This is a genomic window from Aeromicrobium sp. JP4 (genome assembly GCF_054957925.1).
Genome location: NZ_CM143290.1, coordinates 707,569 through 724,914, shown reverse-complemented (window position 1 = coordinate 724,914; position 17,346 = coordinate 707,569). Strand labels below are relative to the sequence as shown.

The 17,346-nt window shown below is 71.6% G+C and carries 16 protein-coding genes; 9 read left to right on the top strand and 7 right to left on the bottom strand.

Annotated elements, in window-relative coordinates; translation table 11 throughout:
• Positions 1-46: 46 nt before the first annotated feature.
• The gene (locus ACY1JX_RS03625) at positions 47-1,531 is read left to right on the top strand and encodes an APC family permease (RefSeq protein ID WP_286927903.1); all 1,485 of its coding nucleotides are present in this window, start codon (positions 47-49) and stop codon (positions 1,529-1,531) included.
• Positions 1,528-1,827, top strand: coding sequence for a helix-turn-helix domain-containing protein (locus tag ACY1JX_RS03620; protein WP_181755539.1), 300 nt, complete (start codon positions 1,528-1,530; stop codon positions 1,825-1,827). Before ACY1JX_RS03625 ends, ACY1JX_RS03620 begins: the two co-directional genes overlap by 4 nt.
• Before the next feature lie 12 nt (positions 1,828-1,839).
• Here the strand turns inward: ACY1JX_RS03620 and lepB are convergent, their stop codons facing one another.
• The 5 genes from lepB to ACY1JX_RS03595 form a co-directional block, all read right to left on the bottom strand.
• Positions 1,840-2,421: a signal peptidase I gene (lepB, locus tag ACY1JX_RS03615; RefSeq protein ID WP_462565235.1), complete on the bottom strand. Its 582-nt coding sequence runs from the start codon at positions 2,419-2,421 to the stop codon at positions 1,840-1,842.
• Entirely contained in the window at positions 2,406-3,101 is a 696-nt protein-coding gene (locus tag ACY1JX_RS03610) for a DUF305 domain-containing protein (protein WP_462565234.1), read from the bottom strand. Before ACY1JX_RS03610 ends, lepB begins: the two co-directional genes overlap by 16 nt.
• A 92-nt stretch (positions 3,102-3,193) precedes the next feature.
• Entirely contained in the window at positions 3,194-5,284 is a 2,091-nt protein-coding gene (locus ACY1JX_RS03605) for a copper amine oxidase (RefSeq protein ID WP_462565233.1), read from the bottom strand.
• A 17-nt stretch (positions 5,285-5,301) separates the two neighbouring features.
• Positions 5,302-6,057 (bottom strand): hypothetical protein, encoded by a 756-nt coding sequence (locus ACY1JX_RS03600; RefSeq protein ID WP_181755543.1) that lies wholly within the window; start codon positions 6,055-6,057, stop codon positions 5,302-5,304.
• Positions 6,058-6,195: 138 nt separating this feature from the next.
• On the bottom strand, positions 6,196-7,683 hold the full coding sequence (locus ACY1JX_RS03595; protein ID WP_286927896.1) for a hypothetical protein: 1,488 nt from the start codon (positions 7,681-7,683) through the stop codon (positions 6,196-6,198).
• A gap of 295 nt (positions 7,684-7,978) precedes the next feature.
• Here ACY1JX_RS03595 and ACY1JX_RS03590 point away from each other — a divergent pair, with 295 nt between their 5' ends.
• The 7 genes from ACY1JX_RS03590 (at position 7,979) to ACY1JX_RS03560 (ending at position 15,440) form a co-directional block, all read left to right on the top strand.
• A complete protein-coding gene (locus tag ACY1JX_RS03590; protein WP_181755545.1) occupies positions 7,979-8,521 on the top strand; it encodes a hypothetical protein in 543 nt (180 codons plus the stop codon).
• A 49-nt stretch (positions 8,522-8,570) separates the two neighbouring features.
• The gene (locus ACY1JX_RS03585; RefSeq protein ID WP_181755546.1) at positions 8,571-9,269 is read left to right on the top strand and encodes a YcnI family copper-binding membrane protein; all 699 of its coding nucleotides are present in this window, start codon (positions 8,571-8,573) and stop codon (positions 9,267-9,269) included.
• Positions 9,266-10,915 (top strand): copper resistance protein CopC, encoded by a 1,650-nt coding sequence (locus tag ACY1JX_RS03580; protein WP_181755547.1) that lies wholly within the window; start codon positions 9,266-9,268, stop codon positions 10,913-10,915. Before ACY1JX_RS03585 ends, ACY1JX_RS03580 begins: the two co-directional genes overlap by 4 nt.
• A complete protein-coding gene (locus ACY1JX_RS03575) occupies positions 10,912-11,493 on the top strand; it encodes a hypothetical protein (protein ID WP_462565232.1) in 582 nt (193 codons plus the stop codon). Before ACY1JX_RS03580 ends, ACY1JX_RS03575 begins: the two co-directional genes overlap by 4 nt.
• A 106-nt stretch (positions 11,494-11,599) precedes the next feature.
• Positions 11,600-12,568, top strand: coding sequence for a DUF4192 domain-containing protein (locus ACY1JX_RS03570; protein ID WP_462565231.1), 969 nt, complete (start codon positions 11,600-11,602; stop codon positions 12,566-12,568).
• Positions 12,569-12,587: 19 nt separating this feature from the next.
• A complete protein-coding gene (locus ACY1JX_RS03565) occupies positions 12,588-14,063 on the top strand; it encodes a glutamate-cysteine ligase family protein (RefSeq protein WP_462565230.1) in 1,476 nt (491 codons plus the stop codon).
• A gap of 102 nt (positions 14,064-14,165) precedes the next feature.
• Entirely contained in the window at positions 14,166-15,440 is a 1,275-nt protein-coding gene (locus ACY1JX_RS03560) for an RNA polymerase sigma factor (protein ID WP_462565229.1), read from the top strand.
• Positions 15,441-15,496: 56 nt separating this feature from the next.
• Here the strand turns inward: ACY1JX_RS03560 and ACY1JX_RS03555 are convergent, their stop codons facing one another.
• Positions 15,497-15,976 (bottom strand): hypothetical protein, encoded by a 480-nt coding sequence (locus tag ACY1JX_RS03555; RefSeq protein ID WP_462565228.1) that lies wholly within the window; start codon positions 15,974-15,976, stop codon positions 15,497-15,499.
• A 72-nt stretch (positions 15,977-16,048) separates the two neighbouring features.
• Positions 16,049-17,290, bottom strand: a complete 1,242-nt coding sequence (locus ACY1JX_RS03550) for a polysaccharide pyruvyl transferase family protein (protein ID WP_462565227.1) — start codon at positions 17,288-17,290, stop codon at positions 16,049-16,051.
• Positions 17,291-17,346 lie beyond the last annotated feature (56 nt).

The window sequence follows — 17,346 nt, the reverse complement described above, 5'->3', positions numbered from 1 at the left end:
GAGGCGTAACAGGCAGGACACGCGTCGTCCCTAGCCTGACGCCATCATGAGGTTCCCCTCCGAGTCCCGCGCGCTCGCGCGCGCGATCGCCGACCCGCCGTCGGTCCCGGACGTGCGCCCCCAGTCCGACCTCGTGGGGCTCGACCGGCGCGCCGTGCGCCCCGAGGACCTGCTGGCCAACTCCGTGGCCGTGATCGCTCCGGCGGCGAGTGCCCTCAGCGTCCCGTTCGTCCTGATGCGGGTCGTGGGTCCCGGCGCGTGGCTGAGCGCGGTCCTGGGCTTCGGCCTGGCGCTGCTGCTGGCGGCGGTGTTCTCCCAGTTCGCGACCCGGATCGCTGCGGCCGGCTCGATGTACACGTGGGTGACGCGCTCACTGGGGCCGTTCGCCGGGCTGCTCGTCGGCACCTCGATGCTGCTCGGCTACGGGATCCTCGTGGCCTTCGGGATCTCGCAGGCGATCCGCCGGTCGAGCGAGGCCGTCACGACAGGCTCCCCGGACGGTGTGGCGGTGGACGCATGGTCGCAGTGGTGGATCGGGATCGCCGCGATCGCGGTGTGCCTGCTCGTGTCGGTGCGCGGCGTGCGCGTCGCGACCCGCCTCGCGCTCGTGGTCGAGTCCGCGCTCGTGGTGGGGCTGCTCCTGCTCGTCGCTCTCACGATCACGCGTGAGGGCCTGCCGTCCGCGTCCGTGCTCTCCCTCGAAGGAGCCGACCCCGGGCGGATCGTGCTCGGCGCGACGGTGGTCATGGGGATCACGGTGGGCTTCGAGTCCGCCGCCGCCCTCGCTGGGGAGGCCGAGCGACCGTTCTGGAGCGTCCCCCGGGCGATGACGGGTGCCGTCCTCGTCGCGGCCGTCCTCTACGCGCTCGGGTTCCTGGCGGCGAACGCGCCGCTCGTGGCGGGCGACCACCGGCGTGGCCCGGCCCAGCGCTGGTTCCCCGACTCTGTCGACGTCCACGTGGCCGACGCGATCCTCAGCAGCCTGCTGGCGCTCTCGTTCCTCGCGCTCGCGCTGTGTGCCTGGAACGCGCTCGCCCGGGTGATCTTCTCCCTGGCGCGCGAGGGCGCGCTGCCCGCGTCACTCGGTCGGGCTCATGCCCGCTGGGGCTCTCCCGTCGCGGCGCTGGCCGTGGTCACGCCGTTCGCGATCGCCCCGGCCACCGTGACCCTGCTGCTGGGGCGCGAGGTCGGCGAGCTCTCGATGACGCTGCTCCGGTCGGCGGTGCTGGTCCTGATCGTGGCGTACGCCCTCGTCGCGCTCGCGCTGCCGGTCTTCCTCGTGCGGATCGACGAGGTCACGCCTGGCCCTGTCGCCGTCGCGGCGCTGGCGGTCGTCCTGACGATCACGCTCGCGACGCTCGACACGGTCGAGGACGTCCGGCAGGGGGACCGGGGCGGCCTGGTGCTCACGGCCGCCACCCTGGCCGGCGGCGTGCTGTGGTTCGTGTGGCTGCGCTCGCACCGGCGCCGCGCGCTGCGGCGGATGGGCATCCACGACGAGACGATCACGACTGACCTGCTGGGCCCATGAGCAGCGACTCGCCCTCGAAGGCGCCGCCCACGCCCTTTCGCGGGCGCGAGCCCGGAGCCGTGGACAACGCCTTCGCCATTCTCGAGCAGGTGGCCCGCTCGGGGGCCGGGGTGTCCGCGCGGGAGATCGCCGAGACCCTCGGCATGCCGCGCGCCACGGCCTACCGGATCCTCAAGCACCTCGTGCAGCAGGAGTACCTCGTGCGCAGTCCCGACCTCTCCGGCTTCGCCCTGGGGCAGCGGGTGCGCAACCTCGCCGGGGCGGTGGCTCCGCTCGACCCGACCGACGAGTCCTAGGAGGACGGGGCCTCACGGCCAGCCGAGCAGGACCCGCGCCCTGACGCTCGAGAGCGGGAGGAAACCCGACTCGCCGGGCCGGGCCCGCATCGCGCGGGAGTCGAACGACCGGCGCCGGTTGTCGCCCAGCACCCACACGTGGCCGGGTGGCACCGTGACGTCGTAGGTGCCGTTCGCGACGTCGGCCGGCGGCTCGGCCAGGTACGGCTCGTCGAGCACCCGACCGTTGCGCATCAGGGTGCCGCCGGGGGCGCAGCACGTGACGCGGTCGCCCGGGAGGCCGATCACGCGCTTGATCATCGCCTCGGCGCCCGACGTGTCGCCCGGGGCGGCTCCGAGTCGCTGACGCTCGGCGTCGCTCCAGCTCCGCGGCATGTCGAACACGACGACGTCGCCGCGGTCCAGCCGGCTCGTGCCGAGGGTGGTCGTCAGCAGGGTGCTGCCGGCGTCGTGCGCCGGTGCCATCGAGGGCGAGGTGACCGTGGCGTGGCCGACGAGCCCTGTCGCAAGGGACAGGGTGACGATCCCCGCGGCCACCGCTCCGGCCCACCACCCGAGGTGGCGGGGCCGGCGCAGGCTCACGGCCGGGGGCACGTGGCCGGTCCGTCCGTCTCGCACCACTGCGCGAGCAAGTTCCGCATGTACTTGATCTCGGTGGTCTGCTCGCTGATGACGTGGGTCGCGGTGCTGCGGACGAACGCGTTCGACTGCTCCGGCAGGTAGTCCTGCGACATCGTGACGGCACCCTCGTGGTGCTCGATCATCGCTCGCAGGAACGCGACCTGCGCCTCGGGGGGATCGAGCTCCGTGATCTCGTCGACGCGCGCCTGCGGGAGCATGCCCGGCATCGCGTCGCTGTCGTGGTCGTGCGCGTCCGACGTGGAACCCGTCGTGTCCTGCCAGGCGCGGAGCCACGCCTTCATGGTCGTGATCTCGTTCTTCTGGTCCTGGATGATGAACCGCGCCGACGAGCCGACCCGGTCGTCGAGGTCCTCGTGCCGGCGCACGTTCTCGGCCAGCTCGATCGCCTGGCGGTGGTGCATGATCATGTCGCGCGTGAACACCACGTCGGCCGCGCTCGGCGGCTCGGCCTTCTGCAGGCGCGGGAACGTCTTGACGGTGCCCCAGGGGCGCTCGACCGTCTCGCGCCGCTCGGCGGTGTCGGCGGCCTTCGTGCCGCCGAGCGCGACCTGCTGGGGCTCGGTGCCGCAGGCGGCGAGGGTCGCGGCCGCCAGGGTGAGGGCGGCGGTTCGCAGGAGGACCTGGATGCGCATGGGAGCTCCGTCGTCGGGGAGTCGAGGGGGGAGGGGGTGGACCGGGGCGCCGCCCGTGGGGTGGCGCCCCGGTCCGTCGGATCAGCTCGAGGTCACTTCTTGACCGTGAGCTTCACCCAGGTGCTGCCCGCCTTCACGGTGGAGCTGCCCGAGTAGGACACCCTCACCGCGTAGCCCTTGGGCTTCTTCGGTGCCGTGAACGTCAGGTTGGCCTTGCCCTTCACCAGGGTCAGGGTCCTCACCTTGCCGTCCACCGTGATCGACACCCTGCCGGTGGCGGGCTTGCCACCGGCGGTCACCGTGACGGCGACCTTGTTCGTCCGGCCGGGCTTGACCGTCGTGGCCGCGAGGCGCACCGACAGCTTCGGCGTCGACTTCACGACGGGCCGCGGCGTCGGGGCCGTGGTGGGCCTCGTCGTCGGGGCCGTCGTCGGGGCCGTGGTGGGCTCCGTCGTCGGCTCGGGCGTCGGCTCCGTCGTGGGCGGGGTGCCCCAGACGAGCGCATCGGACTCCGCGACGTTCGTGGGGAAGCCGGTGGCGGACGCGCTCACCTTGACCGTGATCGACGCGTTCATGTCGGCCTCGGTCAGGGTGTAGTCCTGACCGGTCGACACGGCCTCGCCGTTGCGGAACCAGGTGTGCGCGTACGTCAGCCGCTGCGCGGCGCTGCGCCACGTACCCGTGCTGGACGTCAGGACCTTGCCGACCGCCGGCACGACCGCGGCGGCGCCGTCGGCCTTGTCGCTGATCTTCGGCTTGACCGTGTTCTCCGGGGTGCACGGCTTGGTCACCGCGTTGACCGAGGAGAACGGACCGTTGATGCACTTGCGCGAATCGGTGATGGTCGGCTTCTGCGCGAAGAAGTCACGCGGCACCAGCTGGAACTTCTGCCAGTGGATCGGCATCGGCGACTGGTCCTCGTCCTTGTCCGTGTGGTGGAACCCGACGTTGACCCACGCGACCGGGTCGGTCAGCTCGTGGGTGTCACCCGCCACGTAGTCGAGGATGCCCTTGCCCGGGCAGCCCGCGTTGAGGTTGTCCGACGCGTACTCCTCGCAGGAACGGTAGTTCGTGAACGTCACCGAGGGTGCCCAGTCAGGGATGAGCGCGTTCGACGTGTTGTTGTTCACGATCTCGTAGGAGCGGGGGTGGCCGTCCTTGTTCTTGCTGTTCGGGTTGAGGACGCGCCACCAGCTGAGCTCGTCGTGGTCGTCGTTCTCGATCGACGTGAACGCCGAGCTCTTGACCGTTCCGGTGCCCTCGACGATCGGGGCCCGCGTCCCGGCACCGGGACTGGCGAAGTCCCACTGCTCGACGGTCTGCTTCTCGCCCTTGTCGATGCCGAAGTCGACCTTGAACATCGCGTTGTGCCAGTGCGATCCGGCGTACGACTGGATCTCCTTCGTCGTGGTCTCGCCGCCGGTCGTGGTGGTCACCGACGACTTGCCCGAGAGCGGCCAGCCGGTCTTCGGGTTGTTGCCGAAGAACGCGTTGCCGCTGTCGGACGCCCAGCCGGGGGCGATGTCGCCCGTCGCGCCGAGGCCGACGTCGATCTGGCCGTGGTCGTCGAACGTCACCCGCTGCTGGTACTCGTACCAGCTGATCTTCGAGATGGACGAGACCGCGAGCGCCGTGCCCTGGTCGGCGTACAGCGTGCCGCCGCCGATCTGGGTCTCCTGGGCGTGCGTGACGAGGCCCATCGGGTCCTCCTGCACGCAGATGCCCGGGACGGTCCGCTCGACGAGCCGGCCGCTGTACGTGAACGACTGGTCCACGTCGAGCGCCTCGCCGCTGCAGACCTCGGGGCCCTGTGTCATCAGGTACTGCTTGCCGAACCCGTAGGAGGTGATGTCGTTGTACTGGACGTGACCGGTGTCGTACGGCACGTTCAGCTGGGCGATGTTGAGCTGGTCCAGGACCCGCTTGTACCCGGCGTACTCGTACTCGCCGGTCGCGGGCTTGAACTCGATCTGCTCGAGGATGAGGCCCTTGATCGGGTGGATGCGCGCACACATCCGCCAGGCGGAGCCGTTCTCGAGCTCCTTCGTGATCGCGCTGTCCGCGCAGGCCAGGGGCGAGTCCTCGGCGGCGGCTGCCGACGGGGGCAGGGCCGACACGAGCCCCGCGGTGAGGAATGCGGTGGCGCCGGCGGCGACGATCCGCGTCAGTGTCTTCATTCGCATCGGACTTCTCTTCCTGCTCACTGGGTGCGGACGATCTTCTGGGTGGACAGGTTCACGACGAAGTCGAAGGTGTTGAGGTACACCCCGGACGCGGTCGAGACCATGAGCTGGGCGCAGCGGTCCTTGCCGCACTCCTGGCCCTTGGACGTGGTCTTGTTGAAGACCCAGGCGCCGGCGACGTAGTCGACCTGGTCGGGATCGATGAGCGGGACGCCCATGTTCTCCTCGAACTCGGTCGTGAAGCCCAGATCGGCGTCGGACTCGATGGCCAGCTTCATCGCCAGGTCCGCCTCGGTGGCGGAGGTCGGCGGCTGGGCCGTGCCGGACTTCTTCGTCTCGATGACCTTGCCGGCCTCCAGGTCGACGACCTGGTCGTACGTCACGTCGTGCGTGTAGTCGTAGAGCGCGACCACGGCGGTGCGGCCGGTGTGGCCCTCGCTGAGGTCGGGCAGGTCGGCGTAGAGGAACTCCGGCCCGTCCTTGCCGCGGACGTCGGTGGCGTCCGAGGGGACGCTCGAGTCGGTGGAGGCCACGTGGATCGCGTAGCCGGTCTCCTCGGCGGAGAGCCCGGCGCGGTCCTCGCCGAGCTTCGGCTTCTTGGTGGGCAGGTCTCCGTCGCCGACGACGTTGAACTTCGTGCTGTTGCCGGAGTCGGTGCCGCTGACGTCCTGCTGGGCCATGACGTAGGTCGTGGCGGCGGCAGTCAGTCCGAGTGCGAGGGCAGCGACGGCGACTTTGCGTGTCCTCCAGGGCACGCGCTGTGACGCATTCACATGGTCTCCTTGTGGGGCTGGAAGTGATCGACACCGGAAGGCACCGGGTCGTCGGGACCGGGTCGGGGAGCCGGTCCCTCGGTCCGCCGACGACGGGACGGCGGACCGAGGACTGGGGGAGCCGCGCGGGCTGGGGGATCAGCGCACGGTGGCCTTCTTCTTGAGGGAGGCGCCGGAGGTCGAGGCGTCGCCGGCGTAGACCACGCGGACCGTGGCCCTGCCCTTGCGCAGGCCGGTGACCGTGATCGTGCGGGTGCCCCTGCTGAGCGTCGCCCGCTTGACCTTGGTCCGGCCGCCGACCTTGACCGTCACGGTGACCCGGCCCGTCCGCGCTCCGGCGGAGGAGACGATGGCCTTGACCTTCAGGCGGCCCTTGCGAGGCGACGAGGTGCCGACGCGGATCCGCGACGTGGCCCTGGCGACGACGCGCACGGGGCTCGTGGCCGTCGCGGAGCCTCCGGCGTTGGTGGCCGTCACGGCGGCGGCGATCCTCCGGCCGGCATCGGCGGCGGTCAGTCGGTAGCTCCGGGCGGTGGCGCCGGGGATGGCCCGGCCGTCACGCGTCCAGCGGATCGCGAGGGAGGCCGACGTGCTCCACGAGCCCGTGCCCGCCGTGACCGAGCTGCCGACCCGGGCGGTCCCGGCGACGGTGGGCCGGACGCGGTTCTCGGGCGCCGTCAGCACCGGCGCGGGGGCGGTGACGGGACCGAACTCCGCCGACTCCGCGACCGCCTGCGTCCAGCCGGACCGGCTGGCGGTGGCGCGGACCCGCAGGCTCGACCCGATGTCCTCGGCCTTCGTCCGGTAGGTGGCCCCGGTGCCGACGACGGTGGCGCCACGCAGCCACTGCAGCGTCACGGTGGCGTCCGACGGCGTCCACGAGCCCGTCGTCGCGGTCAGGGTGGAGTCGACGACGGTGGATCCCGTGATGACCGGCTTCGCCGCGTTCGCGATCGGCTGGACCGGTGCGGTGCCACCGGTCACGGGCGCCGTCGCGGTGCTCGTGGCCTTCTCGGTGGCGCCCTGGACCATGGCGATGACCTCGACCGAGATGGTGCGGCCGGCATCGTCGTTGCGCAGGCGGTAGGTGGACGCCGTGGCGCCCTCGATCGGCGTGCCGTTGCGCAGCCACTGGTGGCTGAAGGTGACGTTCTGGGTGGGGTACCAGGTGCCGCGCGCGGCCGTCAGGACCGAGTCGACGGCCGGGGTGCCGCTGATCGTCGGCCGGACGAGGTTCTCGCTGATCTGGGTGAGGTACGCGTTCGCGACGAACGTCTGGGCGTCGGCCAGGCTGATGGGGGTCGCCTGCGGCTTGTCTGGCTGGTTGTCCCACCACTCGCTGACCGCTTCGTTCTGGTTCTCGAACCAGAGCGTGTACGACCCGGCCTCGAGGCCCCGGAACTCGTAGGCGCCGGCGGCGGAGTTCGCGACGGTGGCGCCGACGAACTCTCCGGTGGACCGGTAGAGCGACACGTCGATGCCCGGTGCGATGACGTGGCCCGTCTCCAGGACGGTGCCCCGGATCACGCCGGTGCCGTCCTGCGCCACCGCCGTCGCCGGGAGCGCCAGCGCGGACGAGGCGACGGCTGCCGCGGTGAGGTGGGACAGGACTCGTGTGACTGACATGCGGGGAAGTTCCTTCGGCTGGGGACGATTCGGCCCTCAATCTGTCCCCGACGCGTTTCGGGAGGCGGTCGTCGCGCGAACCGGCGCGTTACGAGAGGTCTCCGGATGTGAAGGTGTCGCGATGGTGAATGAGACACCGAATGGGAATCCCTCGCCGTTCCAGCGCAGGTGGACATCCCGGAACGGGCCGTCGCCACGGGGAACGGAGGCGCTCCGCAGGGCCCGCGGTGACGGCCGTGTAAACATCGCGTCACGGAGTGGGGCCACGAGTTCGCGGGCCCGTACGATGACGATCGTGTCAGCCCCCGGAGCCCCGATCGCGCGCCTCGTCCGCGCCGCGTCGGTGAGCCTGTGGGCGATCGTCATGGCAGTCGCCGCCCACGTGGCGGGCGGTGGTGGGGTCCCGCCGGCCGTCGCCGTCGTCCCGGTCGTGGTGGCCGGGGGAGCGCTGGCGTGGTGGGCCGCCGCGCGGCGGATCGGCTTCGCCTCGGCGCTTGGCCTGCTCGCGGTGCCGCAGGTTGCCGTCCACGTCCTGACTGGCTACGTGCACGGTCACCAGGTCGTGCCCGGTCCTTCGATGGCCGTCGCGCACGTGGTCGGCCTCGTCCTGGTCGCTGCCGGCATCGCCGCTGCCGAGCGCCTCTGGTGGGCCTGGTGGCAGCGCGTCACCTTCGTCCTTCGCCTCGGGCGCCCGCGTGCGGTTCCGGCGCGCGTGCCCCTCCCGTGCCCGACGACCGGACCCGTGTCCGGCGTCCGCCTCCTCGAGCACGTCGTGGTGCGGCGCGGTCCGCCCGCCTCCTGGGTCGTCATCGCCCCGGTCGCCCGCCCCTGCGGGTGACCTCGTGCCGCCTGTCCGCGGGCGGCTCCCCGAACTCAGGAGAAGAACCATGTCCCTTGCACGTCATGCTGCCCGCGCAGCAGCACTCACCCTCACCTCGTCGGCCCTCGTCGTCACGGCGGCCGCAGTGGCCTCGGGCCACGTCAGCGTGACCCCGTCCTCGACGGCGGCGGGCTCGTACAGTGTCATGACCTTCTCGGTCGGTCACGGCTGCGATGCGTCGCCCACGACGCGGCTGACGATCCAGCTGCCCGAGGAGATCATCGCCGTCACGCCCACGGTGAACCCGAACTGGACGATCGAGAAGAAGATCGAGAAGCTCGACTCCGCGGTCGACAACGGAGACGGCGGCGAGTACACCGAACGCGTGGCCGAGGTCGTGTACACGGCGAAGAGCCCGCTGGAGGACGGCCTGCGTGACACCGTCGCACTGCAGTTGCCGCTGCCGGAGGAAGAGGGCACCAAGCTCGTCTTCCCCGTGATCCAGACGTGTGAGAAGGGTGAGACCGCCTGGACCCAGACGTACGACGAGGACCAGGACGAGCCCGAGTACGCGGCGCCCTTCATCGAGACCACGGCCTCCGAGGGCGACGGTCACGGCAACGGCGCCACGGGCGACGACGAGGCGGCGGATCACGAGGAGGCCGGGACCGGTTCGAACACCCTCGGCTGGGTGGGCGTCGTGCTCGGCGCCCTCGGCCTCGCAGCGGGCGGTCTCGCGCTCGGCCGCACCCGGAGCCGCGGGTGACCTACGCCCCGGTGGCCCGGAGGGCACGGCTCGCCGCCGTGCTCTCCGGGCTGCTCCTGCTCCTGGTGTGGCCCGTCGCGGCCTTCGGCCACGCGTCGCCCATCGGGAGCAACCCCGCGGACGGTCAGGTGCTCACGCAGTCCCCGGCCGAGCTGACCGTCACGTTGACCGAGCCGGTCAGCCTCGCCGGCTCCGGCAACGCCGTGCTCGACGCCGCGGGGGAACCCGAGGCCGCCGAGTTCACCGTGCGCGACACCGTGCTGCGGATCCGGCCCGTGAAGCCCTTGCCCGACGGTACCCACGTCGTGACGTGGCGCGTCGTGTCGGCCGACTCCCATCCCGTGACCGGGGGATTCACCTTCGCCGTCGGCGCAGCCACCCCCGGTGCCATCGGGGTCCCGGTCACGCAGACCGAGCGCGAGCTCGTCGTCGCGCGAGCCGTCGTGGAGGCGCTCCGTTACGCCGGCGCCCTCGGAGTCGCCGGGCTGGTCGTCTTCTCCCTCTTCATCGCCCCCGGAGCGGCTCGTCGCGAGCCGGCCGTCGAGCGGCGCACCCGGCGCACGACGGCCGGCCTCGGTGCGCTCGCGGTGGTCGCCGCGGTCCTGCTCATGCCGCTCACCGCCGTCTGGGAGTCCGGTGGGCCACTGTCGTCGGTGATGACCGCCGAGGCCTGGCGCGACGGTGCCGCGTCCTCCGCCGGGATCGCCGCGCTCGTGTTGGCTGCCGGCGTCGCCGCGGCGCTGCTGGGCCGCGTGCGCGAGCCCGTCCTGGCCGCGGTGGGCGCCGCCCTGGTTGTCGCCTCGCTCCTCCCGGTCGGACACACCCGCAGCTACGGCCCGTGGTGGCTCGTCCTCACGGCCGACCTCGTCCACGTGAGCGCCGCCGCCCTGTGGTGGGGTGGTCTGCTGGGCCTGGGCCTCGTTCTCGCCGCCGGGCCCGCACTGCGGGTGCAGGACCGCGCCACCGCGGTCACCCGCTTCTCGGCCGCCGCCGGGGTCTCGCTCGTCGCGCTCACGGTCGCCGGAGTCGTCCTCTTCTGGCGGATCTCCGGGTCGTTCGCGGCGCTGTGGGAGACCGGCTACGGCCGAGCGGTGCTCGTGAAGGTGCTGCTGCTCGTGCCGGTCGTCGCGGTGGCCGCCTGGAACCGGCAGGTTCTGGTCGGCCGGCTCGCCGGACGCGATGCCGCGTCCGCCGCGGAGGTGCTCCGCCGCACCGTCTCCTTCGAGGCTGCCGTCGTCGCCGCGGTGCTCGTGGCCACCGGCGCGCTGGTCGGCCAGACGCCACCGGCCAGGTCCGACACCGTGGCTCAGGACGCGCCCACCGTGCAGCGCCTCGAGCTCGAGCTGGGGGAGTCCCACACGGTCGACGTGGTCGTGACTCCGGTGCGTCGGGGCACCAACGCGATCCAGGTGACGCTCACCGACGCGGCCGGCGACGTCGTCGACCTCGAGGAGGCGCCGCGCCTGCAGATCGCCCTCGAGGAGGCCGAGGTCGGGCCGATCAACCGGCCGCTGACCCGGACGAGGGCGGGCCACTGGGAGGCCAGTGCCGACCTGCCGCTGCCGGGCGCGTGGCGCCTGTCGGTGTCCGCGCGACTGAACCGCTTCGACGAGCCGGTGGTGTCCGGAGAGGTGGAGATCCCATGAGCCCGCGCAACGCGGCGGCACGAGCCCTCGTGCTGCTGGTCGCCCTGATCGCGGTGACGGCCGGCACGGTTGCGCCGGCCCTCGCGGACGTGGCGATCGACGAGGTGCTGCCCCAGGGCGACGGGACGTCCGTCCTCGTCGTCACGGTCCGGGGCGGGTGCGACGCAACGACCACCGGTCTGGTGCTCGAGCTTCCCGAGGACACGGCCGCGATCGACGCGACGGGACCCGACGGCTGGGACCGCGTCCTCGACGGGCGTCGCGTCGAGTTCACCGGGCCGGGCCTCCCGCCCGCCCAGGCGACCGAGTTCCTGGTCACGTCCCGCATCGGGGCGGAGCCGGGGGAGTCCGTCACCGTGGCCGCCGAGCAGCGGTGCGAGGGCGTGGCCGAGGCGGTGCCGTCCGAGCCGAGGTTCGAGGTGACGGCCGACGCGGTCGACCCGCGGATGACCGTCCGGGTGCCGCCCGAGGTGTCCCCGGGTGCCGACAGCGCGCAGGTCGCCCTGGTGGTCGGGGTGTTCGTGCTCGCCGTGGCGTACGGCGCCGTGGTGGTCCAGAGGCGGAGCACGCGCCGCTAGGAGCGTCGGCGCCCGTCGTCCACAGGACCGGCAGGTCGCCGTCGTGCGTCCACAGGGACGCGGCAAGGGGTTCAGCCGGACCCGCCTCCGGCACGAGGGTCGTCCCATGCCTGACGACGTGTTCCGTGCCCACACCCATGAAGACCTCCTCAACGCGCTGCCGACGTTCTTCGGCTTCGTCCCCCGCGAGTGCGTGATCGGGCTCGCGGTCTCCGGCGCGAACTGCCGGTTCGGGTTCAGCCTCCGGCACGACCTGCCCGAGGCCGGGTCCGAGGACGACCTCGCGGCCGACCTCGCGGGCCACCTCCTGCGCAACGGCGACGAGGGCTTCTTCCTCTTCGCGCTGTCCGACGACGTGGAACGCGCCCGCACGATGGCCCTCGCCCTGCGCGATGCGCTCCCGCCGCGCCGGGACTGGCTGACCATCTGGGCGGACGGCGAGCGCTACTGGGCCGATCTGCCCGGGCACCCGCAGGACGGTCTGCGCTACACGCTCGACGACCACCACGAGGCGATCGTGCACGCCGTCGCGCAGGGGCAGGTCATCGCGCGCGACCGGTCCGACCTGGCCGCCGACGTCGCGCCCGCACGGGGCCAGCGCCAGCGCTGGCTGGAGGCGGCCCACGAGGAGGTGCTCCAGCGCTTCATGGCCCGCGCGCTCACGACCGACCCGGACGCCTTCCTGTCGCGCGAGCAGGAGACGGTCGCCCGGCTCACCGAGCGCTTCCTCGCCGAGGAGCGGCTCACGGACGGCGACCTCGTGGAGCTGGCCGTCCGGGTCTCGGGCCGCCAGGTGCGCGACTCGGCCTGGCTGCGCATCACGCGGCAGAACGCCATGCCGATGTACGCGCTGTGGGCGGCGGTCTCGCGGGTCGCCGCCGCCGACTTCGCGCCGGCCTCGCTGTGCCTGGCCGGCTTCGCCGCGTGGCAGATGGGCGACGGGGTCCGGGCCCGGTTCGCGCTCGAGCGGGCCCTCGCGCTGGAGCCGCACTACCGCATGGGGGTGCTGCTGCACGGAGCGCTCGAGGCGGGCCTGCATCCTGACCGGTGGTCGGCGGCCGATGCGAGCGCCTGATCGGCCCTAGGCTGGCTGCATGGGACAAGACGTCGAAGCCCGCGAGTTCACCGGCGAGGACCGTGCGAGGTACCGCGCCAAGGTGCGCCGGAACCTCGACGTGCTGGCGGCGATGCTGGGGGAGCAGGACTTCTCCGTGCCCGACCCGCACGTGGGCATCGAGATCGAGTTCAACCTCGTCGACGAGTCCGGCGACCCGGCGCTGCGCAACGCCGAGACGCTCGACGCCATCGCCGCCGAGGACTTCCAGACCGAGCTGGGCCAGTTCAACGTCGAGATCAACGTGCCCCCGTCGCCCGTGGCGGGGCGGGGCCTGGCCGACATGGCCGACAGCATGCGCGACGACCTGAACGCCGCCCAGGAGAAGGCCCAGACCGTCGGCACCGGACTGATGATGATCGGCATCCTTCCCACGCTCGACACGCAGCACCTCACCCGCGAGGCGATCTCGTCCAACCCGCGGTACCACCTGCTGTCCGACCAGATCCTCACGGCGCGCGGCGAGGACATCCACCTCGTCATCAACGGGGTCGAGCGACTCCGCACCACCATCGACACGATCATCGCCGAGGCCGCCTGCACGAGCACCCAGCTGCACCTGCAGGTCGAGCCCGACGACTTCGCACCCACGTGGAACGCCGCGCAGGCGATCGCCGGAATCCAGATCGCCGTGGGCGCCAACTCGCCGTTCTTCCTGGGTCGCCGACTGTGGCAGGAGACCCGCATCGCGCTGTTCGAGCAGGCCACCGACACGCGCACCGACGAGCTCAAGGCGCAGGGCGTGCGCCCCCGCGTGTGGTTCGGCGAGCGGTGGATCACGTCGGTCTTCGACCTCTTCGAGGAGAACTCGCGCTACTTCCCGGCGCTGCTGCCGATCGTCGACGACGAGGACCCTGTGGCCGAGATCGAGGCCGGCCGGATCCCCACGCTGCCCGAGCTGCGGCTGCACAACGGCACGATCTGGCGCTGGAACCGCCCGATCTACGACGTCGTCGACGGCAAGCCTCACCTGCGCGTGGAGAATCGGCTGCTGCCCTCGGGGCCCACGGTGAAGGACACCGTCGCGAATGCCGCCCTCTTCTACGGGCTGGTGACGGCGCTGACCGAGCAGGACCGCCCGGTGTGGAGCCAGCTGTCGTTCCGGGCGGCCGAGGAAGGCTTCCACGAGGCGGCCTCCGCCGGGATCGATGCCGAGGCCTACTGGCCCGGCATCGGCACGGTGCCCGTCCGCGAGCTCGTGCTGCGCCACCTGCTTCCACTGGCCCATGTCGGGCTCGAGCGCCGCGGCGTCGACGGCGCGGTGATCGACGAGTTCCTGCAGATCATCGAGCGCCGTTGCGTCACCGGACAGAACGGGTCCTCGTGGATGACGGCCCAGTTCGACCGCCTCCACACGCGCGGCTCCGACGTCTTCGACTCCATGCGGGCCCTCACCCGGCGCTACGCGGAGCACATGCACAGCGGCGAACCGGTGCATTCCTGGCCCGTGGGGTGAACCGGTACTGGGATGTTTCGGGCAGCGTGGCAGACTTGACCCAGAGGTTGACCGCAGGCCTCATTGTCATGCCCGAAACGACGTTGTGAGGTTGATGTTCCGGTGACTCGAGCCGCCCAGACCGCGAAGGCAGCGCCCGCGAAGAAGGCGCCCGCGAAGAAGGCGCCCGCGAAGAAGGCCGTCGCCAAGAAGGCCCCGGCGAAGAAGGCCCCGGCCAAGAAGGCGGCCGCGAACGGCGCCAAGGAGGTCGTGCTGGGGGACCAGGTCGATCTGGCCGACGTGCTCGAGACCAAGCCGGCCGTCGACGCCGACGGCAAGAAGGTCCTTCCCGACATCGCCGACGAGGTCTTCGAGAAGGACCTGGCCACCGATCCGACGCTGAAGGAGGACGAGGAGGCCAGCGCCAGCTTCACCATCTCCTCGGCCGACGACACCGACGAGCCCGCGGTCCAGGTCACCGTCGCCGGCGCCACCGCCGACCCGGTCAAGGACTACCTCAAGCAGATCGGCAAGGTCGCGCTGCTGACCGCCGCCGAGGAGGTCGAACTCGCGAAGCGGATCGAGGCCGGCCTCTTCGCCGAGGAGAAGCTCGCGAAGTCCAAGCGCGTCACGGAGAAGACGCGCGAGGAGCTCGACTGGATCATCGTCGACGGTCGCCGCGCCAAGAACCACCTGCTCGAGGCCAACCTGCGACTCGTCGTCTCGCTGGCCAAGCGCTACACCGGTCGCGGCATGCTGTTCCTGGACCTGATCCAGGAGGGCAACCTCGGCCTCATCCGCGCCGTCGAGAAGTTCGACTACACCAAGGGCTTCAAGTTCTCGACCTACGCCACGTGGTGGATCCGCCAGGCGATCACCCGGGCGATGGCCGACCAGGCCCGCACGATCCGCATCCCCGTTCACATGGTCGAGGTCATCAACAAGCTGGCCCGCGTCCAGCGCCAGATGCTCCAGGACCTGGGCCGCGAGCCCACCCCCGAGGAGCTGGCGGTCGAGCTGGACATGACGCCCGAGAAGGTCGTCGAGGTCCAGAAGTACGGCCGTGAGCCGATCAGCCTCCACACGCCGCTGGGCGAGGACGGCGACAGCGAGTTCGGCGACCTCATCGAGGACTCCGAGGCCATCGTCCCGGCCGACGCCGTGTCGTTCACCCTCCTGCAGGAGCAGCTGCACGCCGTCCTGGACACGCTCAGCGAGCGTGAGTCCGGCGTTGTGTCGATGCGCTTCGGCCTCACCGACGGCCAGCCCAAGACGCTCGACGAGATCGGCAAGGTCTACGGCGTCACGCGCGAGCGCATCCGCCAGATCGAGTCCAAGACGATGAGCAAGCTGCGTCACCCGTCGCGCTCGCAGGTCCTGCGCGACTACCTCGACTGAGTCACCTCTTCACGCAGAACGGCCCGCGACCTCACGGTCGCGGGCCGTACTGCGTCTCAGGGCCAGGAGTTCCAGTCCCGCAGTACCGCGAACGGCGCGACCGGAGCGGACCAGACGAGGAGCGAGAGATGCTCGTCGCTGTTCCCGTGATCATCCATGCCCTCGCGCTGGTCGGGGACGAGGCCGCCCCAGTGAACGCGGAGCCGCACGGGTCCCGTCGGGATCTCGTGCTTCGAACGCGGGCCATCGTCCCCGGGCCAGCTGAGGATCTCGAGGGGGCCGTCACCCACGAGGGACACCTCGGCGACGTGCTGCCAGTGTTCTGACGGCGGGTCGGGCTCGTCCGCCACGACCTCCAAACTCAGTGGTGTCGTTCCGAACTTGCGGGCCGTGCTGATCACCACGAACCCGCCGTCGGTCCACAGGTGGTTCCGGTAGGTCTCGTGATCGCCCAACACGTCCAGTGGCCAGTCCGCGTCTTCTCGCACCGCGTAGAACTGGAAGTAGTCCGGCTCGACGACCCCGTCCCATCTCATGCGTCGAGTGTTCCAAACGCGGAGGTGCGTCGTGCGGCTCTCGCCGGATCCGCGGGACGGGTCCTCTCGCTGTCAGGGCAGGCGGCGGCGCACGGCACGAGCGAGGCGCCGGGCGGGGGAGACCGGGCCGGCGTCCGAGCGGACCACCGGGGGGTAGCCGGGGTCGGTGGCGACGGCGGCCACGGAGGCGTCGAAGCGCTCGGTCCCGCCGTCCGGGCCGAACCCGTGGCGCACTCCGTGCCTCTCGAGGAACGCGGCGTAGGTGTCCCACCGCTCGCGGTGCCCGTCCACCAGTGCCGGCCAGTCGGCCTGCGCGAAGAGCTCGGGCACGGAGATCCCCGCCGGGTCGTGCTGGTCGAGCCGCACGAACGGGATCCGGTGGTACCGAGCCAGCTCGAGCGTGCGTGAGTCATGGGCGAGCAGGACCGCCGGCGTGCCCGAGATCAGCGACACGATCGTGCCGTGGATGCGCGTGCCGTACGTGAAGCGCTGGCCACGGAGGAACTCCTGCCACGCCGGGATGTTGAGGGGGAACACGGTGCGGCCGGGCGCGAACACCGGGTGCTCGGGCGACAGCGGCAGCCGGGCGTCGTCGCCGGAGAGGGGAGTGCCCCGCAGCAGCAGCCGCAGCGTGTGGATGTCCTGGCCGATGTAGGTGAGCCGTCGGTGCCGGCGCAGGCCCTGCTGCAGGATGGGACCCATCTCCTGGACGTAGGGGGAGATGGTGATCGCGATGGGGTCGTCGTCGCCGACCGAACCCGGCAGGCGCAACGGCAGCTCGGGACCGTGGAGGAACATCGAGGGACAGCCGATGACGTCGACCTCGGCGTCGTCGAAGCCCAGGTCGAGCAGGTACTCCTTCGTGAAGTCGCCCCGGACGCCGATCGAGGGTCCGCGCTCCAGCACGGCACGCACGAACCGGCGCGTGGCGGCCTCCACGGCCTCACGCTCGTCGCGCGGCGCGTTCCCGTCGAGGTCGGCCTGCGCCCCGACGCCCAGGACCGTGAAGCGGGTGGTCAGCTGCTCGATCGCCGCGGCCTGGCGGTGCAGCGCCTTGAGGTTCGAGGCGCGGAAGTGGTTCGCGAGGGGGAAGACGACGTGGTCGAACTCGCGGTTCACCCGCGCGGGATCGGCGAACCAGGGGCCGGTGGGCGCCGCAGTGACGTCGTCGCCGGGATGGGTGAGCAGCCGCTCGGAGGCGAAGCTGAAGGCCAGGTTCCCGACGTTGTTGCCGATCAGGTTGCGCTCGAGGACGCTGATGGCGTCGGCCGGGTCCAGCGCCGCGTGGTGAACCTTCAGGAGAATGCGCGCCACCCGCCGGACTATACCGTCGGCGCCCCCGCCGCCGCGGTCCCACGACCCCGCATGAC

Bases quoted from the DNA above. Each gene is read 5' to 3' on its own strand.
- ACY1JX_RS03625 (WP_286927903.1), top strand. From the start codon at position 47: ATGAGGTTCCCCTCCGAGTCCCGCGCGCTCGCGCGCGCGATCGCCGAC.
- ACY1JX_RS03620 (WP_181755539.1), top strand. From the start codon at position 1,528: ATGAGCAGCGACTCGCCCTCGAAGGCGCCGCCCACGCCCTTTCGCGGG.
- ACY1JX_RS03610 (WP_462565234.1), bottom strand. From the start codon at position 3,101: ATGCGCATCCAGGTCCTCCTGCGAACCGCCGCCCTCACCCTGGCGGCC.
- ACY1JX_RS03605 (WP_462565233.1), bottom strand. From the start codon at position 5,284: ATGCGAATGAAGACACTGACGCGGATCGTCGCCGCCGGCGCCACCGCA.
- ACY1JX_RS03595 (WP_286927896.1), bottom strand. From the start codon at position 7,683: ATGTCAGTCACACGAGTCCTGTCCCACCTCACCGCGGCAGCCGTCGCC.
- ACY1JX_RS03585 (WP_181755546.1), top strand. From the start codon at position 8,571: ATGTCCCTTGCACGTCATGCTGCCCGCGCAGCAGCACTCACCCTCACC.
- ACY1JX_RS03575 (WP_462565232.1), top strand. From the start codon at position 10,912: ATGAGCCCGCGCAACGCGGCGGCACGAGCCCTCGTGCTGCTGGTCGCC.
- ACY1JX_RS03570 (WP_462565231.1), top strand. From the start codon at position 11,600: ATGCCTGACGACGTGTTCCGTGCCCACACCCATGAAGACCTCCTCAAC.
- ACY1JX_RS03565 (WP_462565230.1), top strand. From the start codon at position 12,588: ATGGGACAAGACGTCGAAGCCCGCGAGTTCACCGGCGAGGACCGTGCG.
- ACY1JX_RS03555 (WP_462565228.1), bottom strand. From the start codon at position 15,976: ATGAGATGGGACGGGGTCGTCGAGCCGGACTACTTCCAGTTCTACGCG.